The sequence below is a fragment of the Hymenobacter cellulosivorans genome (assembly GCF_022919135.1).
In the GTDB taxonomy this organism is placed as follows: domain Bacteria; phylum Bacteroidota; class Bacteroidia; order Cytophagales; family Hymenobacteraceae; genus Hymenobacter; species Hymenobacter cellulosivorans.
Map to the genome: position 1 here is coordinate 4,470,739 of NZ_CP095049.1, position 24,696 is coordinate 4,495,434.

Consider the following 24,696-nt stretch of genomic DNA (forward strand, 5'->3'; position numbering starts at 1 on the left):
TTCATAACGACTACCCTTTTGTCTGAACAACCCACGTATACCGACCCTTACGCCATCGAGAAAGAGCTGCGTAAGGTGCAGGCCCTCATGAAGCTCGAGCAGAAAGAGGACCTTGAACAGTTTAAAATCAAGAGTGCCCAGGCCACCATTGCCGAGCGTCAGAAGCGCGGCCTGACTTGGTACCCGGTTAAAATCACCCAGGAAGAAATCGGCTTCGGCGGCAAGCTGGTGCTCGAAATCGAGCGGCCGGCGGGCCAGGGCGGTTTGCACCTGTTTCAGGTGGGCAAAAACGCGGCCCTGTTCGGCAACATTCCCGGCCGCGCCGCCACCGACCGCCCCACCCTCTCGGGCGTGATTACCAGCGTCAAGCGCAATAAAATCCTGCTGGCTACCAACAAGGAAGACCTGCCCGACTGGGTCGACGACGGCAAGCTGGGCGTGGATCTGACCTTCGACGAGGTGAGCTACCGGGAGATGGAGCACGCCCTGGGCAAGGTGATGGGCGCCTACGAAAGCCGCCTGGCCGAGCTGCGCGACGTGCTGCTGGGTGCCCGCCCCGCCCGCTACCGCGACGAATCGGAAGCCACGTTGTACTACCCTTCGCCGCTGAATGAGTCGCAGCTGGCGGCCGTGCGCCACGTGCTGGCGGCCAAGGATGTGGCCATTATTCACGGTCCGCCCGGCACGGGCAAAACCACCACCCTGGTGCAGGCCATCCTGGAAACCATCCGGCGCGAGCGGCGGGTGCTGGTGTGCGCGCCCTCGAATACGGCCGTGGATTTGCTGACCGAAAAGCTGGCCGAGCGGGGCGTTAACGTGATTCGCATGGGCAACCCCTCGCGCGTGTCGGACCTGCTCTTGCACCATACGCTCGACGCCCAGATTATGGAGCACAAGAGCTATGGGGAGCTGAAAGCCATGCGCCAGACGGCCGAGCAGTACCGCGAGCAGGCCGGCAAGTTTAAGCGCCACTTCGGCTGGGAGGAGCGCGAGCAGCGCCGCTTGCTCAAGGAAATGGCCCACCAGATGCTGCAGGACTCCGACAACCTAGAGCGCTACATCACCGAGGACTTGCTGGAAAAAGTGCAGGTGATTACCTGTACCCTGGTGGGCGCCAGCAACCGCGCCATTCGCCACCTGACCTACGAGACCGTGTTTATCGACGAGGCGGCCCAGGCCCTGGAGCCCGGCTGCTGGATTCCGATAACCAAGGGCAACCGCGTGGTGCTGGCCGGCGACCATCAGCAGCTGCCGCCCACGGTGAAAAGCGAGCAGGCGGCCCGGGATGGGTTGCGCGAAACCCTGTTTGAGAAGTGCATCAAGCGCCAGCCCGACTCGGCCCGGATGCTGGAAGTGCAGTACCGCATGCACGAGCAGATCATGGAGTTCAGCTCCGAGCAGTTCTACGAAGGCCGCCTGAAAGCCGCGCCCAGCGTGGCCCACGCCGACCTGCCCGACTACGACCTGCGCTTTGCTCCCGACCTGCCCGTGGAGTTTCTGGACACGGCCGGCTTCGGCTTTCAGGAGCTGGGCATCGAGGAAAGCCGCTCCATTGCCAACCCCGAGGAAGCCGACCTGCTGCTCAAGCGCCTCTCGCAGCTGTTGGAGGTCTACGACGCGGCCGACCACGAAAACGACCTGCTCACTATCGGCGTCATTGCGCCCTACCGCGCCCAGATCAACTACCTCAAGGATGCGGTGGAAGACAACGACGAGCTCGTCGGCCTGATGGAGCACCGCATGCTCAGCATCGGCACCGTCGACTCGTTCCAGGGCCAGGAGCGCGACATTATTGCCATCAGCCTGACGCGCAGCAACGCCCAGAGTGAAATCGGCTTCCTCTCCGACATTCGCCGCATGAACGTGGGCATGACCCGGGCCCGCCGCAAGCTGCTCATCGTCGGCGACTCCTCAACGCTCGGTTCTCACCCCTTTTACAAAGCCTTTCTGGACTACGTAGAAAGCATCGGCGCTTACCGCACTGCTTGGGAATTACAGTAATTAAGCCTCGTGTCATTGCGAGGAGTCAAGAGGTTGTTTTGCTTCCTCCTTCCCTAATACCCAACAAAAAGGGGCATCCATGCCGGATGCCCCTTTTTTGTAGATGGCTGAAAGCCTTACTGATTCATAATCCGCTTGGTCAGCGTCTTGCCATCGGCCGTTATCCGAAGCACCAGCAGGCCCTTGGGCAGCTTTGTCACCGGCAGCTGTAGGCTGGCAACGTTCTGGTACGTGGCCCGGCTGGCCTCATGGCCCCGGTCGTTGACGACAACCACTGTTACTTGCTCGTAGCTACGCCCCAGCTCCACCGTCAGCGCCGAACCCTGGACTGGGTTCGGATACACCAGCAATTCAGCGGCTATATCGGCGGGAGCGGTGGCGCGGGCAGAGGCGCAGGGCCCGACCAGCTGCCAGGGGCAGTACTGGCAGCTGGCCGTAATTGGGTCCTCGTTCTGGGTCCACCACTTGGCTACGTACACGTTGCCGTTGCGACTGGCCTGCATGTCCTTCGTATACACGGCTGTCGCCGACCAAGCTGCCACCGTGCAGCCCCCCGTCGAGCCGCCCGTCACCGTCACGCTCACCGCTGCCGAGGTCGTCACAGCGCCAGAATTATCGGTGGCTCGGGCCGTCAGCGAATAGGTACCGGCCGCTACGCTGCTCCAGCTGAAGCTGTAGGGAGCCGATAGGTCCTCTCCGAGCTTGGTCGTACCCTGGAAAAACTCCACTTTGCTGACCGTCCCGTTAGCATCCGCTGCGTTGGCCGTGATGGTAATGCTGGCCGGAGCCGGGTACGCTGCCCCGCTGGCTGGAGCTGTGAGGCTGACCGTGGGCGGCGTGTTGGTGGTACCGCCGGTGACGGTCACACTCACCGCTGCCGAAGTCGTGGCCGCGCCGGCGTTGTCGGTGGCCCGCGCCGTCAGCGAATAGGTGCCGGCCGAAACGCTGCTCCAGCTGAAGCTATAAGGAGCTGTCAGGTCCTCGCCTAGTTTGGTGGCCCCTTGGAAGAACTCGACCTTGCTCACTGTCCCGTTGGCGTCGGCCGCGTTGGCTGTCAGCGTGATAGTAGCCGGGGCGGCGAATGTGGCGTTGTTGGCCGGCCCCGTCAGGCTCACCGTCGGCGGCGTGTTCGGGGTGCCCAAAGTGCTGAAGAAATTGTAGGCATTGGTCACGAAGGGATAGTTCTGGGTTTTGTCCCAGTTAATTGACCAGGTCATGATGCCCCGCAGGTTGGGATAGGTCGTGTTGAGCACATATTGGCCGCCGTAGGATATGCCCTTGACCAGGTAGTTCAGGGCCTTGGTCACGTCGGCCGGAGTGACGTAGCCGCCGGCGGGAGCGGCGCCGTTGCCGGTGGCGGGCAGCCCGAAAGCCACCTGATCCTGGCGTAGGGCAGGAAAGAAATTGGCCGCGTTGCGGGCTACCGGGAAGCCTTTAAGCAGCATGTCAGTCATGGCTACGATAAAGTCGGCCGTGCCCTGCGAGTAGATCTTGTCGTCCAGCGCGTTCTGGGAGCCGGTATTGTAGTACTGCACGTGCACGAAGGTGAGCAGGTCGCGCAGGCCATAGAGCACGGGCAGATAGCCGCCGAAGGCCGTGCCGTAGTTGCCGTAGCCACCCTGTACGTACTGCACTTCCGGGGCCGAGGTCAGCCAGAAATCCTTGCCCTGCCCGCGGTAATACGTGGTCAGCTCCCGGGCCGCCGTCACCAGGTTGTTGATTTTGGGCGTGGTGGAGCTTTTGAAGTTGGTGTCGCCGGAGTTGAGAATCACCGAGGTGCCTTCCAGGTCAATATCGAACCCATCGAAGCCGTACTCGGTGATAATAGCCTTCATCGACGTGACGAACTTGTCCTTGTCGGCGGTAGTATTGAGCTCCACGGGCGCGTCGGCCCCGCCTATCGAAATCAGCACCTTACGGCCCTGGCTTTGCAAGGTGCGGATGTCGGCAATGAACTCCGCTTTGGACTGCTGGGTCGGGGTGAAGGTCATGGTCATGTCGCCGTAGGCCACGGGCGTGGCAAAGGCAATATCAATGACGTTGTAGCGCGAATCCACGTCGCGCAGGCGGATGTAGGGCGCGCTGGCGTTGTTCCAGTTGTGAAAGTACCCCACGATTACCCGGCTCTGGGCCGCGGCATCGAAGCCACAGGTCAGCAGTGCGAAGAAGAGGGCCAGCAGCCGCAGCAAGGGCTGTTTACGCCCAGGGCGGGCAGACTGGTGCGGCGGTAATAGTTTGCGTGTTTTCATAGTGGTGAGAAAGAGTTGGTTGGGAAAGAAAAAGGGGAAGCCCGTGCGGAGCTTCCCCGGAGAAATACCTATTGATTCAGCAGGCGCTTAGTAAAGGTGTGGCCGTCGGCCCGTACCTGCAGTACCACTACACCCTTGGGCAGCGCAGGCAGCGTCAGCTCGACGGTACGCGTGTTTTTGGCCACCACTTTGTAGGGTTTGCCCCCACTGATGCCAACCAGCTCCAGCTCTACTTGCTCGTAGCGCTGGCCCAGGTCCACGCTAAGCCGATTGCCGGTCAGTACCGGATTGGGGAAGACCGTCAGCGCGTCGGAGGTTACGCTAGCGGGAGCGGCGGCGCGGGCAGAGGCGCAGGGCCCCACCAGCTGCCAGGGGCAGTACTGGCAGCTGGCCGTAATTGGGTCCTCGTTCTGGGTCCACCACTTGGCTACGTACACGTTGCCGTTGCGACTGGCCTGCATGTCCTTCGTATACACGGCTGTCGCCGACCACGCCGCCACCGTGCAGCCCCCGTCGAGCCGCCCGTCACCGTCACGCTCACCGCTGCCGAAGTGGTGGTAGCCCCGGCATTGTCGGTAGCCCGGGCCGTAATCGAGTAGGTGCCCGCAGCCACCCCGGTCCAGCTGTAGCTGTAGGGAGCAGTTAGGTCTTCGCCTAGTTTCGTGCTGCCCTGGAAGAACTCCACTTTGCTCACCGTGCCATTAGCATCGGCTGCATTGGCCGACAGCGTAATGCTGGCCGGGGCCGTGTACGACGAACCACCCGTTGGAGCGGTCAGGCTAACGGTGGGCGGCGTATTCGTGGTGGTCCCAGTTACCGTGACACTCACGGCAGCCGACGTCGTGGCGGCGCCGGCGTTGTCGGTGGCCCGGGCCGTAATAGAATACGTGCCCGCTGCTACGCCCGTCCAGCTGAAGCTGTAGGGAGCGGTTAGGTCCTCTCCCAGCTTGCTCGTGCCTTGGAAGAACTCGACTTTGCTCACCGTGCCGTTGGCGTCGGCCGCGTTGGCCGTCAGCGTGATAGCAGCCGGCGCGGCAAACGTGGCATTATTGGCCGGACCCGTCAGACTCACCGTCGGCGGCGTGTTGGCTGCCGTGCCCGAGGCGAATACTTCGTTGAGCTTGTTGACCAGCGGGGCCTTGGTGTTGGGGCTGAACACCAGCTTGCCGCCGTAAGTAGTGGTATTACTCGCCAGATCCAGCCAGTCGCCGCTGGCCGACCAGACGATGACGCCGGCCAGTTGCTGGTCCTTCACGTACTGCGCCTTCAGGCCCACCGAGCGTTCGTTGTCGTAGCTGAGGAAGTAATTGCCGTTGGTTTTGTAGGGTACCTTGGCGTTGTCGTCCCAGAACTCGGCCCAGCTGGCCGTCTGGGCCACAATGGCCTGGTAGTTGGGCGTGCCGTCCCACACGTCCTTGGGCCAGTTGGTAAAGTCGGCGCTGGTCGAGACCTGGCCGTCGGGAGTCACGGTTTCGGGCCGCTTCACGGTGGGTGCGTTCAGGGCCGCCGGGCCATTGGTTACCACGCCCCGGCCGTAGAAAGCCACGCCCAGATTTACCTTGTTCAGCGGAATGCCGGCCGCCTTGATGCCCTTGGTAGTGGCATCGAGGGAGAAATTGGCGGCCTCGGCGCCGGGGTAGTCAAACAGCGGGGAGTTGTGCCCGGCCTTGGTCGACCAGCCCCCGTTGTAATCGTAGGTCATAAAGTTGAAGTAGTCCATCGACCGGCTCAGCCGAGCCCAGTCAAACTGACTGAAGCGGGACGGCACGGCCGTGAAAGCAGCCGTAATCAGCTTATTAGGCCCCACGGCCGCCCGGATGGCTTCCACTAGCACGGCAAAGTTGGCGTAGTCCTGGGCCTGGCCGACGAAGTTCATGCCCTCTTGCCCAGGGTATTCCCAGTCCAGGTCGATGCCGTCGAAGCCCAAGGCAATGAGCTTCTGGCAGTCACTCACGAAGCGGGCCCGCTTGGTGGGGTCGGCGGCCATGTCGCCGAAGTGCTTGCTCATGCTCCAGCCCCCGATGGAGGCCATAACCTTCACACCCTGCTGGTGGGCCAGGTCGATGAGGCCGAGCCGGCCGTTCTGCTTACGAATAGCCAGCGGAAACGTGCCCGTGGCCCCGGTATTCACGTTCGACCAACCGCCGGCGGCGTTGCGGTAGCCCAGGGAGTAGGCGTAGCTGCCGTCGGAAATGTACTGTACCAGCTCCAGCTCGCCCTGCAGCAGGTACAAATCCCAGCTGCTGTACGTGTCAGAATTGACGAGCGGGGCCGGCTGTTGCACCGAGCCGGGCTGGGCAATGTTGGGGTTGCGGTAGTCGCCGCTGTGAATGGAGCCGTCGACGGCCACCCCGAAAAAGGAGAAGTTCAGAATCGTGTACTGCGAATAGTCCACGTTCAGCTGGTTGAGGCTGCCCTTGGGAATCAGGCCCGGAATGTCTTTCCAGGGCCCCCATTGGGTCAGGTAGCCAATAATCTGCTTGTTGTGGTCGGTGCGCTTCTTGGGCACCGTGGGGCTGACCTGGGCCTGCAAGGTGCCGGGCAGCAGACAAAGCAGCAGGGCGAGCAGGCCAAGCAGGCGCTTAGCCGGGGCGGCCTTTTGGGCAAGGCGGGGCCGGGCTTCGGCTGGCCGAAGCATCGTAAGAGTTTTCATAGCTGTGAATGGGGTTAGATGGGGAATCCAAAAAATCCAGCAGCAATGAATGCCGCGGAAGTTGCGCTAGGTTCTTGCGGCCCCGCAAGAGTGCGGGGCAGGTAGTGCCGGTTGTGCGAGGGGCAACAACCGGCTGGGACCCCGCCGCGGCGGGACCAGAATGGCTACCAAATGAGTTGCTTAGGCAGACGCAGGCCGCGGGGCCAGGGGCCCCGGGAACTCAGAGTATGGGCAAGAACGGCGCAACCGCCGTGGTGTGCTCTTGCGGAAACAAGAAGGACGGGAAAAGCGGAAGTATTAGTTGACCAACAGCTCGGCCGGCGGACTCTTCCGACCACCAGGAGTAATGGTGACGGCCCGCACGGTCAGGCCCTTGTTCAGGGGCACGGCCAGGGGCTTGGTGTAGAGTTCCGTGGTTTCGTCGGGCAGGTGGCCGTCGAGGGTGTAGTGAATCTGGGCGCCGGGCACCAGGGAACGAAGCGTAAACACGGCCTTGCCGTTCTGGCGGACTACGCTGGCGCTGTCAAGGCCCAGCGGCTCGGGCACCCGGTAGTACACTTTCTTGGCGTCGAGGCGGGCAAACTGCTGGCCCATGCGGGGCAGAAACTCAGTGTAGCTTTTGCCGGCTGCCGGCCGCCAGGCTACTTCCGACACGGCCAGCAACCGCGGAAACAGCATGTACTCGGCCGCGGCCGGGGTGGTGATATACTCGGTCCACATATTGGCCTGGGGCCCGAGCACGTGCTTTTGCTGCTCCGCAGTCAGCTCGGCGGGCAGCGGGTTGTAGTTGTAGATGACGTCGAGCGGAATGTAGCCCCCAATCATCAGGGGCTCGTAGGGGCTGTGGGGCTTCTTGCTCTGCCCGTAGTTAATGTACAAATGGGTAGTAGGCGACATGACCACGTCGTGGCCCATTTTGGCGGCCTCAATGCCCCCTTTCTCGCCCCGCCAGCTCATCACCGTGGCACTGGGCGCAATGCCGCCCTCCAGGATTTCGTCCCAGCCGATGAGCTTCTTGCCCTTGCTTTCGAGGAACTTCTCGATGCGGCGGTTAAACCAGCCCTGGACTTTCTCCACGTCGGTGTAGCCCTCCTTCTTCATGATTTCCTGCACCGCGGCGCTTTCCTTCCAGCGGGTTTTGGGCGCTTCGTCGCCGCCGATGTGCACGTAGGGACCCGGAAACAGGGCCGTTACTTCACTCAGCACGTCCTCAAAAAAGCGGAACGTAGGCTCGGTGGGGCACACGATGTCCTCATTCACGCCCCACATGGTCCAGGTTTCGTAGGTACCGGGCTTGCAGGCCAGCTCCGGATACGCGGCCAGAATGGCTACCGAGTGACCCGGCATCTCGATTTCGGGCACGATGGTCACGTAGCGCTTCTGGGCGTAGGCCACCACGTCGCGAATCTGGTCCTGGGTGTAGAAGCCGCCGTAGGGCGTAGCGTCGTACTTAAACTCGGCGGGCGTTTTAAACAGCTGCTGGGCCCCAATCAGGGTTTCCTTGCGGAAGGCGCTGACCTGGGTGAGCTTGGGATACTTCTTGATTTCGATGCGCCAGCCCTGGTCGTCGGTCAGGTGCCAATGAAAGGTGTTGAGCTTGTAGGCCGCCAGCAAGTCGATGTAGCGCTTGACGAAGTCCACCGAGAAGAAGTGGCGGCTCACGTCGAGCATGGACCCGCGCCAGCGGAAGGCCGGCTGGTCACTGATGCGCACGTAAGGCACCGCGGCCGTAGCCGCCGACCGGGCTGGCAGCAGTTGCACCAAGGTCTGGGCACCGTAGAACAGGCCCGGTCCACTGGCCGCCGTAATCCGGATTCCCTGCTGATCAACTGTGAGTTGGTAGCCTTCGGGATTAGGCGTGGCGGCCGTGAGCAAAGCAATGTGCGCTCCCGCCCGGGTCGAGGTCATAGTGACAGTTTTGCCCAGACTGGTCAGCATCTCCTTCAGCAGACTGGCCACGTTTCCTCCGTCTTTGCCCGTGGCGTAGATGCTCACTTTCTGGGGCAGGGCATACGTAGCAGTATAAGCTTTCACCTCGCGCGGCATCGGCACCAAGCCCAAACGTTGCACCGGCATTTCGGTCAACTGGGCTTGGGCCGGCCGGCCGGCCAGCAGGCTTACCGCCAGAATTCCACCCAGTCGGGTAGCAAAAGAGAAAGACAAGGGCATAAACGGTGGGTTGGTCGGAAAAAGAAAAGGCTGGCGAAATACTAGCGGCGCCAAAGTAAGCACTCGAAAAACAGCTGGGTAAGATATTCTCTGTCATTAAAGAAGCAAGAGTCGCCCGGCAACCGAGCCGGCAGCTGCCGCGTTGCCGCGGGGAAGCTGCCGGCTGGCCTTGCACAGGCTCTCCCCTCCTGTTTACTTATCCCACCATACCCGGCCGGTCAGGAAGTCCCCACCCGGTACGGACTCGTGGGCCGTTCTGTAGTTGTCTGGATTACTGGTGATTTCTGTCGTGGGGTACGGAAAACGGCGCGGAATCTGGCCGTTGGTGGCATTGTTAGGATACACCACTGGCGTGAGCAGCGGAAAACCGCTACGCCGATAGTTGGACCACGATTCGTAGAAGTCCAGCATCGTGTTGGTTAGGGCCCAGTACTGGGTGTTGATTTGCTCCAGCCCCGAGCCGGCCGCGTAAGGATGAGCCGTCAGGTAGGTGCTGACATCTGCCTCAGCCACAGCCATAGTCGGGTCATACTGACTCAGGTAAGTCATAGCAGCCCTTACACCGGCATTGTAGTGCTGGGAGGCGCTGCCCAGGCCCCAGCGCTGAGCCGCCTCGGCCAGCAGCAGTTCCGACTCCGCATAGGTAAGGACAAACGTGGGCCCGTTACGCTTGATCATCCCGGGGCTGGGCGAGGAGTAGGCCGACATCGTCGTATAGTTGGCGGCTCCCGAAATGTCGTAGGCCGCCCGGCCACTCAGATCCTTACCGTTGGGCATGCCCTTCTGCGCCGCTGGAGCTGAGATGGCGCCCGGATTCTGGGTCTTGGTTACCTCGCTGGTATAGAGCTCAGTGACGGCCACTTTCGAGAGCCGGGGGTCGTTGTTGTTCTTGAGAAAGTCAATAAAGGTCTGCGACCATTTCACGTAGTAGTGCTCCTGGCCACCATCACCGAGCAGCACCTGACTGTTGCGGTTCTGGGTTACCCGGGCGCCGGCCACGTCGTGCAGCACGTATGCGTTGTCGGCGTTGCTCTGCATGGTTTTGCCCTGCACTTTGGTGGCGTAGGCCTGAGCCTTGGCCGGATCGACTTTGGTCAGGCGCATAGCCAGGCGTAGCAGCAGGGTGTTGCCCAACCGCTGCCACTGGGCGATATTGCCCTTGTAGAACACGTCTCCGGTCGGAATGTCAGCGCTGGGGTCCAGGGCGGTGGTAGCTTCTTCCACTTCTTTGAGCAGGTCGTTGTAGATGTCCTGCTGCTTGTCATACCGGGGCCGGATTACGCCCGTGTAGTAGCCCTTGCCCGCGTCGGTGTAGGGCACGTCGCCGTAGAGGTCGGTAAGCCGGGACATCACCAGGGCCCGCATGATACGGCCCACCTGATGCAGATTTTTGTACTGCGCCTTGCCCTTGGTGAACTCGACCATATCCGTGACGGGCTTCACCTGCTCGGCGTACGCCCCCACGGTGTTGTTGCCCCAGTAGGCGGCGGTATACGCCTCGTTGAGCAGGTACTTGTCGCCGGCCCAGTAGCTGACCACCGTCGAGAGGCCCTGAATCATCGTGGAACTGTAAATCAGGTTGCCCCGCCAGGTGTCGTAGGCAAAGTCGGAGCTGCCGGTATAGGCCAGCTGGGAAGTGGTGAGCAGGTAGTTGGCATCAAACGACGACTGGGTGTAGGTCGACGGGTTGGTGTTGATGTCCTCGAAATCATCGGTACAGCCACTGACGAGCAGTAGCGTGGCCAGCGTAGCGGCGGAGTATTTGAAGAAGATATTTTTCATGGGGAAGTGCGTTGAGAGGAACTGCTTGGGCAAGCCCTAGAATCTGGCGCTCAGGTTCAGGCCGAACGTGCGGACCGGGGGTACGCCGCCCAGCTCCAGCCCCTGGGCAAAGGCGTTGTAGTTGCCCTCGGGGTCAATGTTGTCGGTGTTGCGCTTCAGGAAGGCCAGGTTGCGAGCCACCAGGCTCAAAGTCAGACGCTGAATGTGGTTGCCAAACAGTGCGCTGGGAAAGGAATACCCCAGCGTCACTTGCCGCAATTTGATAAAGCTGGCATCCTGCACGAAGTCCTTCGACACGTTATTGGCCAGCGTGCTGTAGTAAGTGGCTGCGTCAATCTTGTCGGTGCCAAATGTGCCTTCGCGGTTTTCCAGGGTGCGTTTGTGCAGCCCGAACAGGGTGCCGTAGTAGTCGGTAGCCGAGAAGATCTTGCCCCCGAACTTGCCGTCAATCAGCACGCCCAGGCTCAGGTTTTTGTAAACGAAGTCGTTGCTCCAGCCTTCGGTCCAGGGATGGAAGGCAGTGCCAAAGGACTTGAGTTCGCCGCGGGCCGGTACGCCGTTGGGCGTGGTAGCAATGCTGCCGTCGGCGTTGTACTTGTAGTCGTAGGCTAGCACCTGCCCGTAGGGTTGGCCGACGATTTGGCCGACGAAGCCGACGCCTGAGCGCGACGTAGCATACACCGACTGCTGCTGCCCAGCGGCCAAAGACAGCACCGTGTTCTTGTTGTAGGCCGCGTTGAAGGACGAGGTCCAGGTAAAATTCGTGGTGCGGATGGGCTGCACGGTTAGCAGCATCTCCACGCCCTTGTTTTCCATCTCGCCCGAGTTGAGCACGGCACCCTGATAACCCGAGCTGATAGAGGCCGGGGCAAAGACAATTTCGTCCTTCGAATTCTTCTTGTAGAACGTCAGGTCCAGTCGCACGCGGTTCTGGATAAATGCCAGCTCCGTACCGACTTCTATCTCCGTAGCCCGGGAAGGCCGCAGTCCTGTGTTAGGGATGTTGATGTTGTCGGGGCTGATGGTGCCCAGCGGCAGGCCATTGAGCGAGGTGGGCAGAAAGGCGTAGCTCAGCTGGGTCTGGAAAGGCAACGTAGCTTGGCTTACTTCCGAGTAACCCGCCCGAATCTTGCCGAACGACAGGAACTCGGGCTTCACCAGCTCGGAGAAGACGAACGAGGCGCTGATACCGGGCGTCGTGTTGTAGAGCTTGTTGTCTTTGCCGGGTGTAGCCAGGGTCGAAAACCAGTCGCGGCGCACGGTAGCCGTCAGAAACAGCAGCTCCCGGTAGGCCATCTCCAGCGAGCCGTAGGCCGACTGCACTTCCTGGTCGCTGAAAAAGCTCTGGGCCGACTTGTTTTTGGCATTGCCCAGGGTGTTCACCCCAAACACGGCCAGGTCGGAGCCGATGTTCTGGAAGGCCTCAGATTTGGTACGGCGGTAGCTGGTGCCCAGGTTGGGCGTGAAGGCAAAGTCGTCGCCCACCGAGAAGGTCTTCCCAATCAGCCCGTCCGCGTTCAGGTCCGTAAACTGGGTGGTCAGCTCCGTAATGCGGCCGGCGGGCAGGTAGGCCGTGCCCGAGGGCGTCACGCTCGTAAACCGGTCGGTGTAACCGTCGCGCCCTACCCGGCCCTGCAGAAACAGGCCGTTTTCGAAGGCGTAGCGTGCACTCACCGACGAGAGCAGCCGTTCCCGGCGCGTGTCGTTGACGAACCGATAAGCGGCAAAGTACGGGTTGGTGTTGTAGGGGTTGCCGGTGTTGTACTGCAACTCGGAGCGGTCCGGATTTACCGTCGGTTCCAAGGAGCGTACGTCCAGGCTGGTGGGCAGGAAGGTCACGTTGAAGTTGGCATTGCCGGCGCCATCGGCCAGAATCGGGCGGTTATCGGCCTGCTCCAGGATGTAGTTGGCCCGCGCGTCGATGGTCAGGTTCTTAAACGGGTCGAAGGTACCGACAAAGTTGAAGGTCTGCCGGCCCAGGCCCGAGTTGGGTACTACGGCCTTGTTGGTCAGGTTGCTGGCCGAAAGCCGGACCGAGCCGCCGGTGAAGGCCTTGCTGAACGCCAGGGTGTTGGTCCAGCTGGAGCCCGTGCGGTAGAAGTTCTGCAGGTTATCTTTCTGGGCCACGTAGGGCCGCAGCGTACCGTCGAACTGAATAACCGGGGAGCCGTCGAGCCGGCCACCCCAGCTGGAGTTGCCGACCTGCGCCGCCCCGACAGCCGTGGTCGGCTTGATATTGTTGGCGCCCTGCCCGTACTCGTACTGCCAGTCGGTGAGGTTATAGATCCGCTCAACTACGAAGTTGCTGTTGAACTCAATACCGCCGTTATTCTTGGCGCTCTTGGTCGTAATCAGAATTACCCCGGCCTTGGCCCGGTAGCCGTACAGGGCCGAGGCAGCAGCACCCTTCAGCACCGAAATGCTTTCAATGTCGTCGGGGTTGATGTTGGAAATGGCGTCGCCCAGGTCGGGGGAGTTGTCATACTGCCCACCGGTGTTGGCAACGCTGGGCTGACTTTCCACCGGCACCCCGTTGATGACGTAGAGCGGCTGGTTGGTTTGGTTCAGGCTCGATACGCCCCGGATGATAACGTTGCTGGAAGAGCCCGCCCCGCCGGAGGTGGAGTTGACGTTCAGACCGGCCACTTTCCCGACCAGGGAGTTAGCCACGTTGGTTTCCCGGGCCTGGGTCAGGGTTTCACCCTTTACTTCCGTGACGGAGTAGCCCAGGGTTTTACGCTCCCGCGCTACGTTCAGAGCCGTTACAACTACTTCGCCCAGCTCCTGCGTATTCTCGCTCAAGGTCACGTCGATAACTCTTCTGGACCGCACCGCAATGGTTTGCGGGGCAAAGCCAATAGAAGAAAATACCAGGGCGGCCGTATCAGAAGCAGCAATGGAATACGCCCCGTTGGCATCGGTACTGGTACCCTGCTGGGTACCGCGGACAATAACAGTGACGCCCGGTAGAGTGCCACCCTTCGGGTCGGTGACCTTACCGGTCACGGTCAGGGCTTGCGCCAACCCCAAGCCCGGCAGGCTTAGAAGCAGCAGTAAAGTAAGCCAAGTAGATTTTTGCATAGCCTTCAGTGGGGGTTGGTGAGAGAGAAAACGCGGCAAACCAGCTTTACAAGCCCAACCCTAGCGGACTTCCGGGCTACACAGGCCCAGAAACCACCTGGCAATCAGGCAGGAAAGCAGAATTCGTATTGAATGCGCAACTAGGTGGATGTACTGCGGGACAGTACTGGGAGCAGGCTCTGACGGGCGAAGCGGCTGAAGTAATCAGGGATTATCCGGCCGGAACTGAAGTATTACCGGCGGCCGAAGCCAGGGAGGGCTTCAGAGGCTGGTAAGGGAGCGTGGGGCAATGCACTCGGGCGTATTGATGAGCGGCCACGGGTGGAGAGCTGGCTAGCAGTAACCAAACTCCTCACAGGGCAAAACATTGGTGCGTAGGTCGACCAATGCTAACCGTTGTCACTGGCTCACCAGATTGCCTGATTCCACGAACAAAGCAAGGATTGATGAAACCGTCAGTGACAGTTATGTTCCAAACATAGATTTCCTGAGGCGACTAAGCAAGCGTCTTTATAAAAATATGTGTGCGCACACGCAAAAATCCCTGGATTGAGTGCCCGCACACGCAAATTATTTTTCAGCAATAGTGCAATGCAGGACTCTGGGGCAGATTAGACGCCGTTCTTCTGGTCACCCAAGTATTCAAGTAGTACTGATATAACTTTTTCTTTTATCTATCCGGGGCAGCTCACTTTTTCCGGGGCGGCGGATGTCAAAACAGAATGGCGGTTCAGGTAGCAGGCACGGCATACTTCAGCCGGCTTTTCACCTGGTACGCGTGGCCTTTCAAGCCAAAAAACAGGATGTAGAGGTAGCACGGAATCAGTAGCAGATACGCATGCTGCAGGCCGATGCTTTCCGACAGCCAGCCATAGACATACGGCAGAATAGCTCCTCCCCCGATGCCGGTTATCAGCAATGCGGAGCCCCGCTCGGTGAAGGTTCCCAGGCGCTGAATGCTTAACGGAAATATAGCCGGCCACATTAGCGAGTTGGCTAGCCCGAGCAGGGCCACCAGCAGCACCGACGTATAGCCCTGGGTAAACACAACCCCGACGGTACAGCCCACGCCTATTACGGCACAGATACTCAGCGCCGTCTGCTGCTCCACATACTTCGGGATGGTGACTACGCCAATAACGTAGCCTACCAGCATGGCCACCAAAGTCAGCGACGTGAAGTTGCGGGCCACATCGAGACTAATGCCCTGGGCCCGGCCGTACTGGGTGATGGTGTCGCCAGCAATGACTTCTACCCCAACGCAGCAGAAAATAGCTAGTACACCCAGCAGCAGGTGGGGAAACTGAAAAACACTGCGGGCCGGCTCCTCACTGGCCTCAATGGGGTTTTCCGGCCGTGGGTCGATTTCGGGTAGGCTCGAAAGCCGGATCAGCCCGGCTAGCCCCACCAGCACCGCCGCCATGCACACGTAGGGCAGTATTACCCGGTCGGCTAGCTGCTGGAGCAAGGCTTCCTTGGCCGCCGCGGAACTGGCGGCGGCCAGCTGGGCTTCCAGGGCGGTGGCTCCCTTCAGCACGACGGCCCCAATGATTACCGGGCTCAGGGCACCTGCTATTTTACTACAGATCCCCATGATGCTGATACGCTGGGCGGCGCTTTCCAGTGGCCCCAAGATCGTAGCGTACGGGTTAGAAGCGGTTTGCAGCAAGGCCAGACCGGCTCCCTGCACAAAAAGCCCCAGCAAAAACAGCCCGAATGAGCGGGCCTGGGCCGCTGGAACAAACAGTATAGCTCCGGCCGCCATGACTACCAAGCCCAGGGCCATACCATTCTTAAAACCGGTTTTTTGCAGAATAACCGACGAGGGAACTGCCAGAAAAACGTAGGCAATGTAGAAGGCAAAGGTCACCAGCAGGGCCTGGGAGTAAGTCAGCTCACAGGCCAGCTTCAGAAACGGAATCAGCGTTCCGTTGAGCCAGGTTATAAATCCGAAAATAAAAAACAGGGCGCCGATAATAGCCAGCGGCGGCACCACGCTGCGTGAATCTTGTTTCATAGGTCAGAAAGGGCTTGGGGCGGGTAACCAGCAGAGCCACAGCAGTGGCAGGAACAGCCGCTTTTTCGCGCAGCGGCTGTTCAAAAACGGCTAGTATCCGGCCTTTAGTGGGATTTTTTAGGACTTTTCTGAACCAGTGCTAAAACCGGTGGCGGACGAAAGCCTCCATGGCTTCGTACTCGGCTAGGCCGAGCTTGTCGTAGAGCTTGGCCGTTGTATGGTTACGGTCTTCGGACCGTTGCCAGAACTCGCGCTTGTCGTTGCCGGGGAACACGGCGCTGTCTTTCTGCGACTGGTGCTTGAAAATGGCCTTGCGCTTGCGCAGCAGCTCTTCCGGGCTGATGGGCACGGCCATTTCGATTTCTTCCACGTCCCATTCCTGCCAGGCGCCCCGGTAGAGCCACAGGTTGCAGTCCTCTACCCAGGCCTCCTTGCCTTTCAGACGGGCCAGAGCCGCAAAAATGGCGTCCAGGCACACCCGGTGCGTGCCGTGCGGGTCACGCAGGTCGCCGGCAGCAAAGATCTGGTGGGGCTGGATATCCTGCAGAATGTCGACTACTGCCTGAATATCGGCCTCACCGAGCGGCTTTTTCTTCACTTGGCCGGTTTCGTAAAACGGCATATTCATGAAGTGCACATTCGACTCCTTAACGCCGCAGAAACGGCAGGCGGCGGCGGCTTCGCCCTTGCGGATCAGCGCCTTGATATCCTGCACCAGCGCACTATCTTCCTCGCCCAGCTTCTTATGCCGCAAAAACTCCACTACTTCGCTGTGCTTCTGCTGCATATCGGCCGCGCCCACGTTCATTTTCTGGGCAAAGTCAAGGGCAAAATCGGCGTAGCGGCGGGCATCATCGTCAAACACGGCAATGTTGCCGCTGGTCTGGTAAGCCACGTGCACATCGTGGCCCTGGTCGACGAGGCGCAGCAGCGTGCCGCCCATGGAAATAACGTCGTCGTCGGGGTGCGGGCTGAAAATCAACGACCGTTTGATGGCCGGCTCGGCCCGCTCGGGACGGTGGGTGTCATTGGAGTTGGGTTTGCCGCCGGGCCAGCCCGTAATGGTGCGCTGAATGGCGTTAAACACCTTTAAGTTAAGATTATAGGCGTTACCAGCTTCCACCAGCAGGTCGCTCAGACTACCATCTTTGTAATCTTCGTCAGTCAGCTTGAGGATGGGTTTCTGGGTTTTCAAACTCAGCCAGATTACGGCGCGCCGAATCAGGTTATCATCCCAGCTGCACATACCCACCAGCCAGGGCGTTTTGACCCGGGTCAGCTCGGCGGCGGCCCACTGGTCGACCACTACCGCCACGCGCGGGTGCAACTGTAGAAAGGAAGCCGGCACCTCGTCCGAAACCCGGCCTTCCACCGTTTTATGCAGGATTTTGGCCTTGCCCTCGCCCCAGGCCATGAGCATGATTTTGCGGGCCTTCATGATGGTACCAACCCCCATGGTCAGGGCGCGGAGTGGCACGTATTCTTCCTTAATAAAATCCTTGGCCGCGTCCGTAATAGTCAAGGGGTCGAGCTTTACCAGACGGGTAGTCGAGGTAATAGCCGAGCCCGGCTCATTGAAGCCAATGTGGCCGGTGCGGCCAATGCCTAGCAGCTGCAGATCCAGCCCGCCGCACTCCTCAATCTGCTTTTCGTAGGCTTGGCAGTAATCCTTGACCTTGTCGATGGGCAGGGTGCCATCCGGAATATGAATGTTCTGGGGCAGAATATCAATATGATCAAACAGATGCTCGTGCATGAAGTAGACGTAGCTCTGAAGCTCGTCGGGCTGCATCGGGTAGTACTCGTCGAGGTTGAAGGTAATGACGTTGCGGAAGCTTAGCCCTTCCTCGCGGTGCAGCCGAACCAACTCCCGGTATACGCTGATGGGCGACGAGCCAGTTGCTAGGCCCAGCACAACCATTTCGCCCTTGCGCTGCTTGCTGCGAATCAGCTCGGCAATTTCGTAGGCCAGGGTAACGGCTCCTTCCTGGGCGTTGTCAAAAATAGTGACTGGGAGCTTTTCAAAGGTGGTTTCGGGGTAATTGAGGACTTCCATTCGGCCTTTCGTATTTAAAAAGTGGGGATTTTAAGAACGAAGCAAGAGGTGGCCATTGCGGGAGGCCCACCCCATGGTGAAACCATCCTGTATCAGGCAGCGGGTCAGTAAGCCGGGCGTATTACTACTAGCTGAGCGGGATAACCTATATGGTATTCGGGACAGGAAATGAATAGGACTTTCCTGGCAATCGGTATAGCATCTAAGTCAAACGTAAGCAAGCTAAGGAACTAAAGCAAGGGAACTGATAAAAAAATGTGTGCGCACACGCAGAAAATATTTCAGTGAGTGTGCGCACACGCGTCATTTCATCCAAAACGTGCTATATTTAACGAACACAGCAGGATAAGTAGGAAAAAATCCAGATAGCGTTACCAACCTCCGCTTGGCGGCCGGGAGTTTGGCAACTCAGTAGCTTGTTGCGGCCCCTATCGTAGTCATTGCCCTGCTGTTACCACTACTTTTTTTACCTTCTTCCTTTCCACGACCGTAATACCGGGTTCCTCTGCACTTGCCACCCACATGTTACCTTCGTGCTATCTTGAGCATGTTTTACCAGTAAGCGCCAGGTACCCCTATGAAGAAAAACGCGGTGCGCATCAAGGATATAGCGGCTAAGGCCAACGTTTCGGTAGGAACGGTAGACCGCGTGTTACATAACCGGGGCCGGGTGGCGGAGGATGTGCGGCAGAAAGTGCTGTTGATGATGAAGGAAATGGAGTATGAGCCCAATATGATTGCGCGTACGCTCGGCTCCAACCGCACCTACCAACTAGCTGTTTTACAGCCTGATCACACCCTGGATCCTTACTGGCAGGCCCCCTGGAACGGCATCGAAAAAGCGGCCCGGGAACTCAAGCAGTACGGGCTGAGCATTGTGGTATATCCGTATAATCTGACGGAGGTAGAATCCTTTCGGGAGCAGGCCGAGGCAGCCACTCAGGCCGGCCCCGACGGAATTCTTATTGCCCCGCTGTTCTACCGCGAGTCGCTGGCTTTCTTTGAACAATGGCAGCAACAGGGCATTCCCTACGTGTTATTTAACACGTATATCGCCGAATTGCAGCCCCTGAGCTACGTAGGACAGGATTCCTACCAGAGTGGCTTTCTGGCGGGCAAACTTGTGCATATCGGCCAAACTCAGCCGGGTACTTTTCTGATTGCGCACATCGCCGAGGATATTGCCAACTCGGCCCATATCACCCAGAAGGAGCGCGGCTTCCGCGACTACTTTGCCCAGTTGGATACGACACCTGACGTGGCTGCTGCGTATCAGCCCAAGAGTACGCACACGGTTCTCAGCGTGGACTTGCCCCACCCTTCCGACCCGTCGTTTGCCCGGCTGCTCAACCGGCTGCTGGACGAGGAACAAACCCAGCTCAAGGGCATTTTTGTGAGTACCTCCAAGGCCTACGAAATTGCGCCCTACCTGCAAGCCTACCGCCGCGAAGACATTCGCCTGGTGGGCTATGATCTGCTGGAGAAAAACATCCACTTCCTCAACGAGGGCGTCATTGACTTCCTAATCAATCAGAACCCGAAGAAGCAGGGTTACCGGGGCATCTACGCGTTGGCCGACCTGCTGGTCTTCAAGAAAGAGGTACTGCGGCTCAAGTACCTGCCGCTCGACATCATCACCAAGGAAAACCTGGACTACTACCTGTAACCGCGGTTGGCCCCCCGCTTGGCGGGATTGAGGTGCGTGGCAGAATAGTAGGGCTTCGGCCGAAATTCTTGCCGTGGTGCCAGAACAGCTAGAATCGTAGCCCGAGAGTGTTGGTGCTGGTAGAAACCCAACCGTGCACCGGGTACAGCTCGCTATGGAGATATTGATTACTCGACAGCTGACTAATTACCTGGTAATAGGCCGCGAAATAATATCGTTGACGTTCAGCATCATAGTACCCTACCCCGTCCGTAATTTGTTCGGCGGTATGCCTGGAGCTAGACATGCCAAATCCCAGGGAGACCTTCTCGATAGAATGCCGCGACGGATTCAGTTTTACTTTCAGAGTTACTACCCCAAACGAGTCCCGCTTGCAGATTAGGAAGGCAGTATAGTTGGTCGGCTCATTCCCCAATGGTTCTATCGCCATTTCCCGATAAGGCTTGTTTGGATCGGGTTCCATAGACTCTGCTTGGCCGGTATAGACGGTAATCGTGTCCGTTGAAGATGAACTTTCCGTGGCAGTCGCCGGCGCTACGGACGAGGCCGTTGCCCTGGGTGCTTGAATAGGCTGGGTAGAGTTGCATTGACTGAATAGCGTACCGGATAAGACGAGCAAACCGGAAAGCAAGGAAGTACGCATAACTGCTTAGCTAAATAGATTCGGTAAATATTGCCTGATAAACATAGTGGATTATTCGCAACCTGAACACCCCGAAGTAGCCAAACCGGCTGGGCCACAACCTTACCCCGTAGCTTCCGGTATGTACTGATTACGTGCAGAGGTATTACCAGACCGATTTACGGGCCTTTTCCGTAACTAGCCGCTCTAAACTGTTTTTTCACCCAACCCCGGATATCGAATCCACCCCGATTATGGCCCAGATCAGCCCCAATAAAGTCGTCACTATCACCTACGACTTGAGCGTGACCGACGAGAACCAAGAAAAAGTACTGGTAGAATCGGCCGAAGCCGATGCCCCGATGGTATTCCTGTTTGGCCAGAGCGGCCTGCCCGAGGAGTTCGAGAGCCAGCTCAGCGGCAAAGGCGCCGGTGACTCGTTCAACTTCTCCCTCACCCCCGAGCAGGCCTACGGCGACTACGACCAGCAGGCTGTAGTTGACATTCCGAAAAACGTCTTCGAAGTCGACGGCAAGATCGACGAGGAAATGCTACAGGAAGGCAACTTCCTACCCATGTCCGACAACCAAGGCAACCACATGCAGGGCAAAATCGTCGAAATCGGTGCCGATACCGTGAAGATGGACTTCAACCACCCCCTGGCCGGCATGGTCATGCACTTCGACGGTAAAGTAGCCGCCGTGCGCGACGCCACCCAGGAAGAGCTGGCCCACGGCCACGTACACGGCGAAGGCGGCCACCACCACTAAGGTGTTGCTACTTACTAGATACTGAAAACGGGGCCCAAAGGCCCCGTTTTTATTTTGTCGCTTAAGTCCTTATTGCAGCCAGCTGGATTGAACAGTGCCCGGCTCCACGTAACTTGTCCCGCTCTATTTTCTACATACTACTTTTTAGTATCTATGGCATTTTCTACCCTACTCTCTGGCCGTACCACGGCGTTGTTTACCCTAGCTGTACTGCTGGGAGCCTGTCGGGAGACGAATGAGCCAGCGCCCCAACAGGGTGAAGGCCCTTAGAAGGCGTCTGGAAAGTGCGCAATGTAGACCCGGTGATGTATGACCGCCAGGATAAAATAGTGGCCACGTATGCTCCTACCGATGCGGCCGGCTATACTCAGCTTACTATTACGGGTACCGAGTTGCAGTACTACAATGCCGTAACGAATGGCCGCTCCAGCTCTTCCTACGTGCGTAAGGGAGACCAGCTCACGTGTCCGCAACCCGAGCGGTCCTACACAATCCGTAAGCTCACTGATAAAGAACTGGATTTGTACCTACGCGGAGAATACCAATCGTACGGCAATCAGGATACCCGCATCGACTTTACCATTCACCTCGACCGTCAATAAGCTTTCCGCAGGTTTGGCATTAGAAGGTTGTCTGGGCTATGCCCACCCGCAGCTCCGGCCAGAACTCCCGAAAATCGGCCTCGTACGCCTCTACCTCCGCCAGAAACGCCGCCGCGCCGGTAACCAGCACACCCCCACTAGGTACCCGACGACTCAGGCCATGCAAGGCCCGCTCCAAGCCTTCCGGCTGCGCATAACCCGTCAGCCAATCATCACGGCGCATATAGTGCAGCATGTGCTGCAAGCGGTCCGGCAGTTCCTCTCGGCGGGCGTGAAGCAGGGCGTAAAGGCGCTGACTAAACTCTGGCAGGGGCTCGGTGGGATGAAACTCGGGGAAGTTGCGGGCCAATAGGTAGTCGTAGCCCACGTCGGCCACCACGCCAGCCCACTTGCCCAGGCCAGCCGTGCGCAGGCGGGCAGTGGTACGGCGCACAACGGGGTGTGCATCGGTAAAGGAGTCGATGAAGCGGTGCAGACGGATGCCGCGCTGCACCGTTTCGGGGTAGGCCTGCACCTGGGCCCGGCCGCGCACGGCCTCGGCCGCGAAGTTGCCTATGACGATGTCCTCGTAATCGGGGGTAGTGGCGGGGGCGCCGGAGAGCAGCAGGTGGGCCAGAAAATTCATGGAGGGCAAAGTACTGGAAAACTGCGGCAACCAGCCCCGCCCAGCCCGACCGTAGAACCTTCCCTCTCTGCTGCCGTACTTCCTTGCACACCCTTACACTACCCAAACCCTAGATACTATGGCCGAGCAAGTAGCCGTTAGCCACGATGTCACGAAGCTCGTGGAGCGCATTAAAGACATCAAAATTGCCATGATGACCACCGTGGAGCCCAGCGGGGAGCTGCATAGCCGCCCGATGTACACCCACGAGCCGGAAGAAGACGGCACGCTGTGGTTCTTTACCGAGCGCGACTCCGCCAAAATCGACGAAGTAAAGCAGGAGCGGCACGTAAACCTGGGCTACTCCAAGCCCGACCAGAACCTGTACGTGTCCATTTCGGGCATTGCGACGGTGGTAAATGACCGCCAGAAAATCAAAGACCTGTGGAGCGAAGGCCTGCGCGCCTGGTTCCCCAAAGGCTCCGACGACCCGAACATTTCCCTGCTGCGCATTGATATCAGCCGCGGCGAGTACTGGGACCAGCCCAGCAACGTCCTGGTGCGTGCCTTCGGCTACGCCAAGGCCGTTACGACCGGCGAGCGGTACCAGCCTACCGGCGACGAGCACGCCAAGGTGAATCCCTAAGGTCAACGTTGAATCGAACGAAAGGGCCGGAAGCAATTCCGGCCCTTTTTTGTTGTTTTGCCAAGCCCCTTGGTTCTTCTTGCTAGGGCTTTTCTCCCCTCCCACTTCGTTTCCGCTCTTGCTTACCACCCTCACCATCGTTACGCTGCAGCCCGGCACTACCCGCTGGGGCCTGGCCCAGATGGGCACCGCGCCGCGGCAGCTGCAGCGCGTGCCCGGCCTGCGCTTTTTCAAGATGCTGGGCAGCGGCTATAACTTTGGCCTGAAGCCCAACTTTCAGCGCTACGCCCTGATGGCCGTTTGGGAAAACCCGGCCGCCGCCGACACCTTCTTTGCCACCCACCCATTGTGGCTGGGCTACCAGCAGCACAGCACCGAAACTTGGACGCTGCACCTGGCTCCGCTCAAAGCCCACGGCCTCTGGGACGGCCAAAACCCATTCGACTACCAGACCGTGCCCGCCCCGCCCGACGGGCCGGTGGCCGTACTCACCCGCGCCTCAATTAAGCTCTGGAAAGCTCCGCAGTTCTGGCGGGCTGTGCCCGCCACCAGTGCCGCCTTTGCCCAGGCCGAGGGCGTCCGGGCCGCCATTGGCCTGGGCGAAATCCCCGTTGTGCGCCAAGCCACCTTCAGCGTGTGGGAATCGGCGGCCAGCATGCAGCAGTATGCCTACCGGGGAGCGGCGCACAAGGGTGTTATTCAGCGCACCCGCCAGGAAAAGTGGTACGGCGAGGAGCTGTTTGCCCGCTTCACGGTGCTCCGCAGCCAGGGCACGCTCGATGGGCGCAACCCGCTGGAAGGCTTGATCTGACCCAGCCGGCGGCCTGCTGCCAATCCCCGACACGTAAAAAGCCCGGCAAGCCGGGCTTTTTGGGCTTCTGAGTAACCCGAAACTAGCTCCCGATGGGGGCCGTTCGGGTAGTCGGCTGGGCTTTCAGGGCCTGCTTCATCTCCTTCTCCTTGAGCTTCTTACACGTCAAGACCGCCACGGCATCGTTGCTCATGGCGTTTTCGTCGTAGCTCATGTGGACTTTCTTGCCGTTCCAGGCGTAGCGCTGGGCAAAGGCACTGCTGCGCGTGCCCGGGCCGGCCTTTTGCTGCAGGGCAGCCAGCATGGCCCGGCTGTTGTTCACCCCTTGGGCCTTAATCAAAATCACGCTGAGCTTGCCCTGGTAAAAGCCGTAGGTCACGTCGGATACTTCCCCCTCCCCCAGCGTTTTGGGCTCCGTCTTGCGGCGGTAGTAGCGCGTCTGCCCCGCAGTTTCGGCCAACGCCAAGTCGCGGAAGGCGCTGGTATCACTCTCGAAACGGGCGCCACGGTAGCCGTAGGTTTCGTCCAGGGCCTGCAGGCTGGGCGGAGCCTGCTGGGCCAGCAGCGGCGCGGCGCTGAGCAGCAGCAGGCCGGTCAAGGTAGAGTAGAGCTTCATTAAAGACAAATTAGAAGTGGTACAGAGCATCAGAAGCTGGCAATATATACTCTACAGTACAATTTGGCACCTTCTAACCAATAGAACTAGGCAGAACACTACCCGAACCGGGTAAAGTACCTCAGTAGTCTGCTGTGCCACCACTTGCCAAGTCAAAACACGTCCGCCCATAGGCAAAACACCCTGGGCCTTATCGAAAACACGTCCGCCCCGTTGCGAAACACTTCCGCCCAAACCGAAAACACGTCCGCCCCTGTGCGAAATACCTCCGTCCTCTCCTGAAACACTTCCGCCTAAAGCCAAAACACCCCCGCCCTCTTACGAAATGCGTCCGCCCGAATCAAAAACACC

Annotated in this window: 17 protein-coding genes; 6 read left to right on the plus strand and 11 right to left on the minus strand. The window is 59.3% G+C overall.

Annotation, left to right across the window (positions count from 1 at the left end; all coding sequences use genetic code 11):
- Nucleotides 1-18: 18 nt before the first annotated feature.
- Nucleotides 19-2,001 carry an AAA domain-containing protein gene (locus tag MUN80_RS18980; RefSeq protein ID WP_244715255.1) on the plus strand — a complete coding sequence of 661 codons (1,983 nt, stop codon included), beginning with the start codon at nucleotides 19-21 and terminating at the stop codon, nucleotides 1,999-2,001.
- Between the two features lie 116 nt (nucleotides 2,002-2,117).
- Here the strand turns inward: MUN80_RS18980 and MUN80_RS18985 are convergent, their stop codons facing one another.
- From MUN80_RS18985 to nagB, 8 genes are all read right to left on the minus strand, one after another.
- Nucleotides 2,118-4,250 (minus strand): Ig-like domain-containing protein, encoded by a 2,133-nt coding sequence (locus MUN80_RS18985; protein WP_244715257.1) that lies wholly within the window; start codon nucleotides 4,248-4,250, stop codon nucleotides 2,118-2,120.
- Nucleotides 4,251-4,318: 68 nt separating this feature from the next.
- Nucleotides 4,319-4,711 (minus strand): T9SS type A sorting domain-containing protein, encoded by a 393-nt coding sequence (locus tag MUN80_RS18990; protein WP_244715259.1) that lies wholly within the window; start codon nucleotides 4,709-4,711, stop codon nucleotides 4,319-4,321.
- Nucleotides 4,678-6,903, minus strand: a complete 2,226-nt coding sequence (locus MUN80_RS18995; RefSeq protein WP_244715261.1) for a glycosyl hydrolase family 18 protein — start codon at nucleotides 6,901-6,903, stop codon at nucleotides 4,678-4,680. The genes MUN80_RS18990 and MUN80_RS18995 overlap by 34 nt, the downstream gene beginning before the upstream one ends.
- A gap of 297 nt (nucleotides 6,904-7,200) precedes the next feature.
- On the minus strand, nucleotides 7,201-9,072 hold the full coding sequence (locus tag MUN80_RS19000) for a beta-N-acetylhexosaminidase (RefSeq protein ID WP_244715263.1): 1,872 nt from the start codon (nucleotides 9,070-9,072) through the stop codon (nucleotides 7,201-7,203).
- Between the two features lie 192 nt (nucleotides 9,073-9,264).
- A complete protein-coding gene (locus tag MUN80_RS19005; protein ID WP_244715265.1) occupies nucleotides 9,265-10,854 on the minus strand; it encodes a SusD/RagB family nutrient-binding outer membrane lipoprotein in 1,590 nt (529 codons plus the stop codon).
- A 36-nt stretch (nucleotides 10,855-10,890) separates the two neighbouring features.
- Complete coding sequence (locus MUN80_RS19010) at nucleotides 10,891-13,935, minus strand: SusC/RagA family TonB-linked outer membrane protein (RefSeq protein WP_244715267.1); 3,045 nt, start codon at nucleotides 13,933-13,935, stop codon at nucleotides 10,891-10,893.
- Between the two features lie 730 nt (nucleotides 13,936-14,665).
- Nucleotides 14,666-15,952: a sugar MFS transporter gene (locus MUN80_RS19015; RefSeq protein WP_244715269.1), complete on the minus strand. Its 1,287-nt coding sequence runs from the start codon at nucleotides 15,950-15,952 to the stop codon at nucleotides 14,666-14,668.
- 139 nt (nucleotides 15,953-16,091) lie between these two features.
- Nucleotides 16,092-18,008, minus strand: coding sequence for a glucosamine-6-phosphate deaminase (gene nagB, locus MUN80_RS19020; RefSeq protein ID WP_244715271.1), 1,917 nt, complete (start codon nucleotides 18,006-18,008; stop codon nucleotides 16,092-16,094).
- Nucleotides 18,009-18,585: 577 nt separating this feature from the next.
- Between nagB and MUN80_RS19025 the strand changes: the two genes are divergently transcribed.
- Nucleotides 18,586-19,674 (plus strand): LacI family DNA-binding transcriptional regulator, encoded by a 1,089-nt coding sequence (locus tag MUN80_RS19025; RefSeq protein ID WP_244715273.1) that lies wholly within the window; start codon nucleotides 18,586-18,588, stop codon nucleotides 19,672-19,674.
- A gap of 88 nt (nucleotides 19,675-19,762) precedes the next feature.
- On the opposite strand, the gene MUN80_RS19030 is transcribed toward MUN80_RS19025, so the two are convergent.
- Nucleotides 19,763-20,317: a hypothetical protein gene (locus tag MUN80_RS19030; protein ID WP_244715275.1), complete on the minus strand. Its 555-nt coding sequence runs from the start codon at nucleotides 20,315-20,317 to the stop codon at nucleotides 19,763-19,765.
- A gap of 233 nt (nucleotides 20,318-20,550) precedes the next feature.
- On the opposite strand from MUN80_RS19030, the gene MUN80_RS19035 reads away from it, so the two are divergent.
- Together MUN80_RS19035 and MUN80_RS19040 are read left to right on the plus strand one after the other, a co-directional pair.
- Nucleotides 20,551-21,066 (plus strand): FKBP-type peptidyl-prolyl cis-trans isomerase, encoded by a 516-nt coding sequence (locus MUN80_RS19035; protein WP_244715277.1) that lies wholly within the window; start codon nucleotides 20,551-20,553, stop codon nucleotides 21,064-21,066.
- Between the two features lie 284 nt (nucleotides 21,067-21,350).
- Complete coding sequence (locus MUN80_RS19040) at nucleotides 21,351-21,668, plus strand: hypothetical protein (RefSeq protein ID WP_244715279.1); 318 nt, start codon at nucleotides 21,351-21,353, stop codon at nucleotides 21,666-21,668.
- A gap of 19 nt (nucleotides 21,669-21,687) precedes the next feature.
- On the opposite strand, the gene MUN80_RS19045 is transcribed toward MUN80_RS19040, so the two are convergent.
- Nucleotides 21,688-22,293 carry an acyl carrier protein phosphodiesterase gene (locus MUN80_RS19045; protein WP_244715281.1) on the minus strand — a complete coding sequence of 202 codons (606 nt, stop codon included), beginning with the start codon at nucleotides 22,291-22,293 and terminating at the stop codon, nucleotides 21,688-21,690.
- A gap of 118 nt (nucleotides 22,294-22,411) precedes the next feature.
- Here MUN80_RS19045 and MUN80_RS19050 point away from each other — a divergent pair, with 118 nt between their 5' ends.
- Both MUN80_RS19050 and MUN80_RS19055 read left to right on the plus strand, forming a co-directional pair.
- The gene (locus MUN80_RS19050) at nucleotides 22,412-22,918 is read left to right on the plus strand and encodes a pyridoxamine 5'-phosphate oxidase family protein (RefSeq protein ID WP_244715282.1); all 507 of its coding nucleotides are present in this window, start codon (nucleotides 22,412-22,414) and stop codon (nucleotides 22,916-22,918) included.
- 118 nt (nucleotides 22,919-23,036) lie between these two features.
- Complete coding sequence (locus MUN80_RS19055; protein WP_244715284.1) at nucleotides 23,037-23,729, plus strand: spheroidene monooxygenase; 693 nt, start codon at nucleotides 23,037-23,039, stop codon at nucleotides 23,727-23,729.
- Between the two features lie 82 nt (nucleotides 23,730-23,811).
- Here MUN80_RS19055 and MUN80_RS19060 read toward each other — a convergent pair whose 3' ends face one another.
- Nucleotides 23,812-24,345: a hypothetical protein gene (locus MUN80_RS19060; protein ID WP_244715286.1), complete on the minus strand. Its 534-nt coding sequence runs from the start codon at nucleotides 24,343-24,345 to the stop codon at nucleotides 23,812-23,814.
- Between the last annotated feature and the right edge of the window lie 351 nt (nucleotides 24,346-24,696).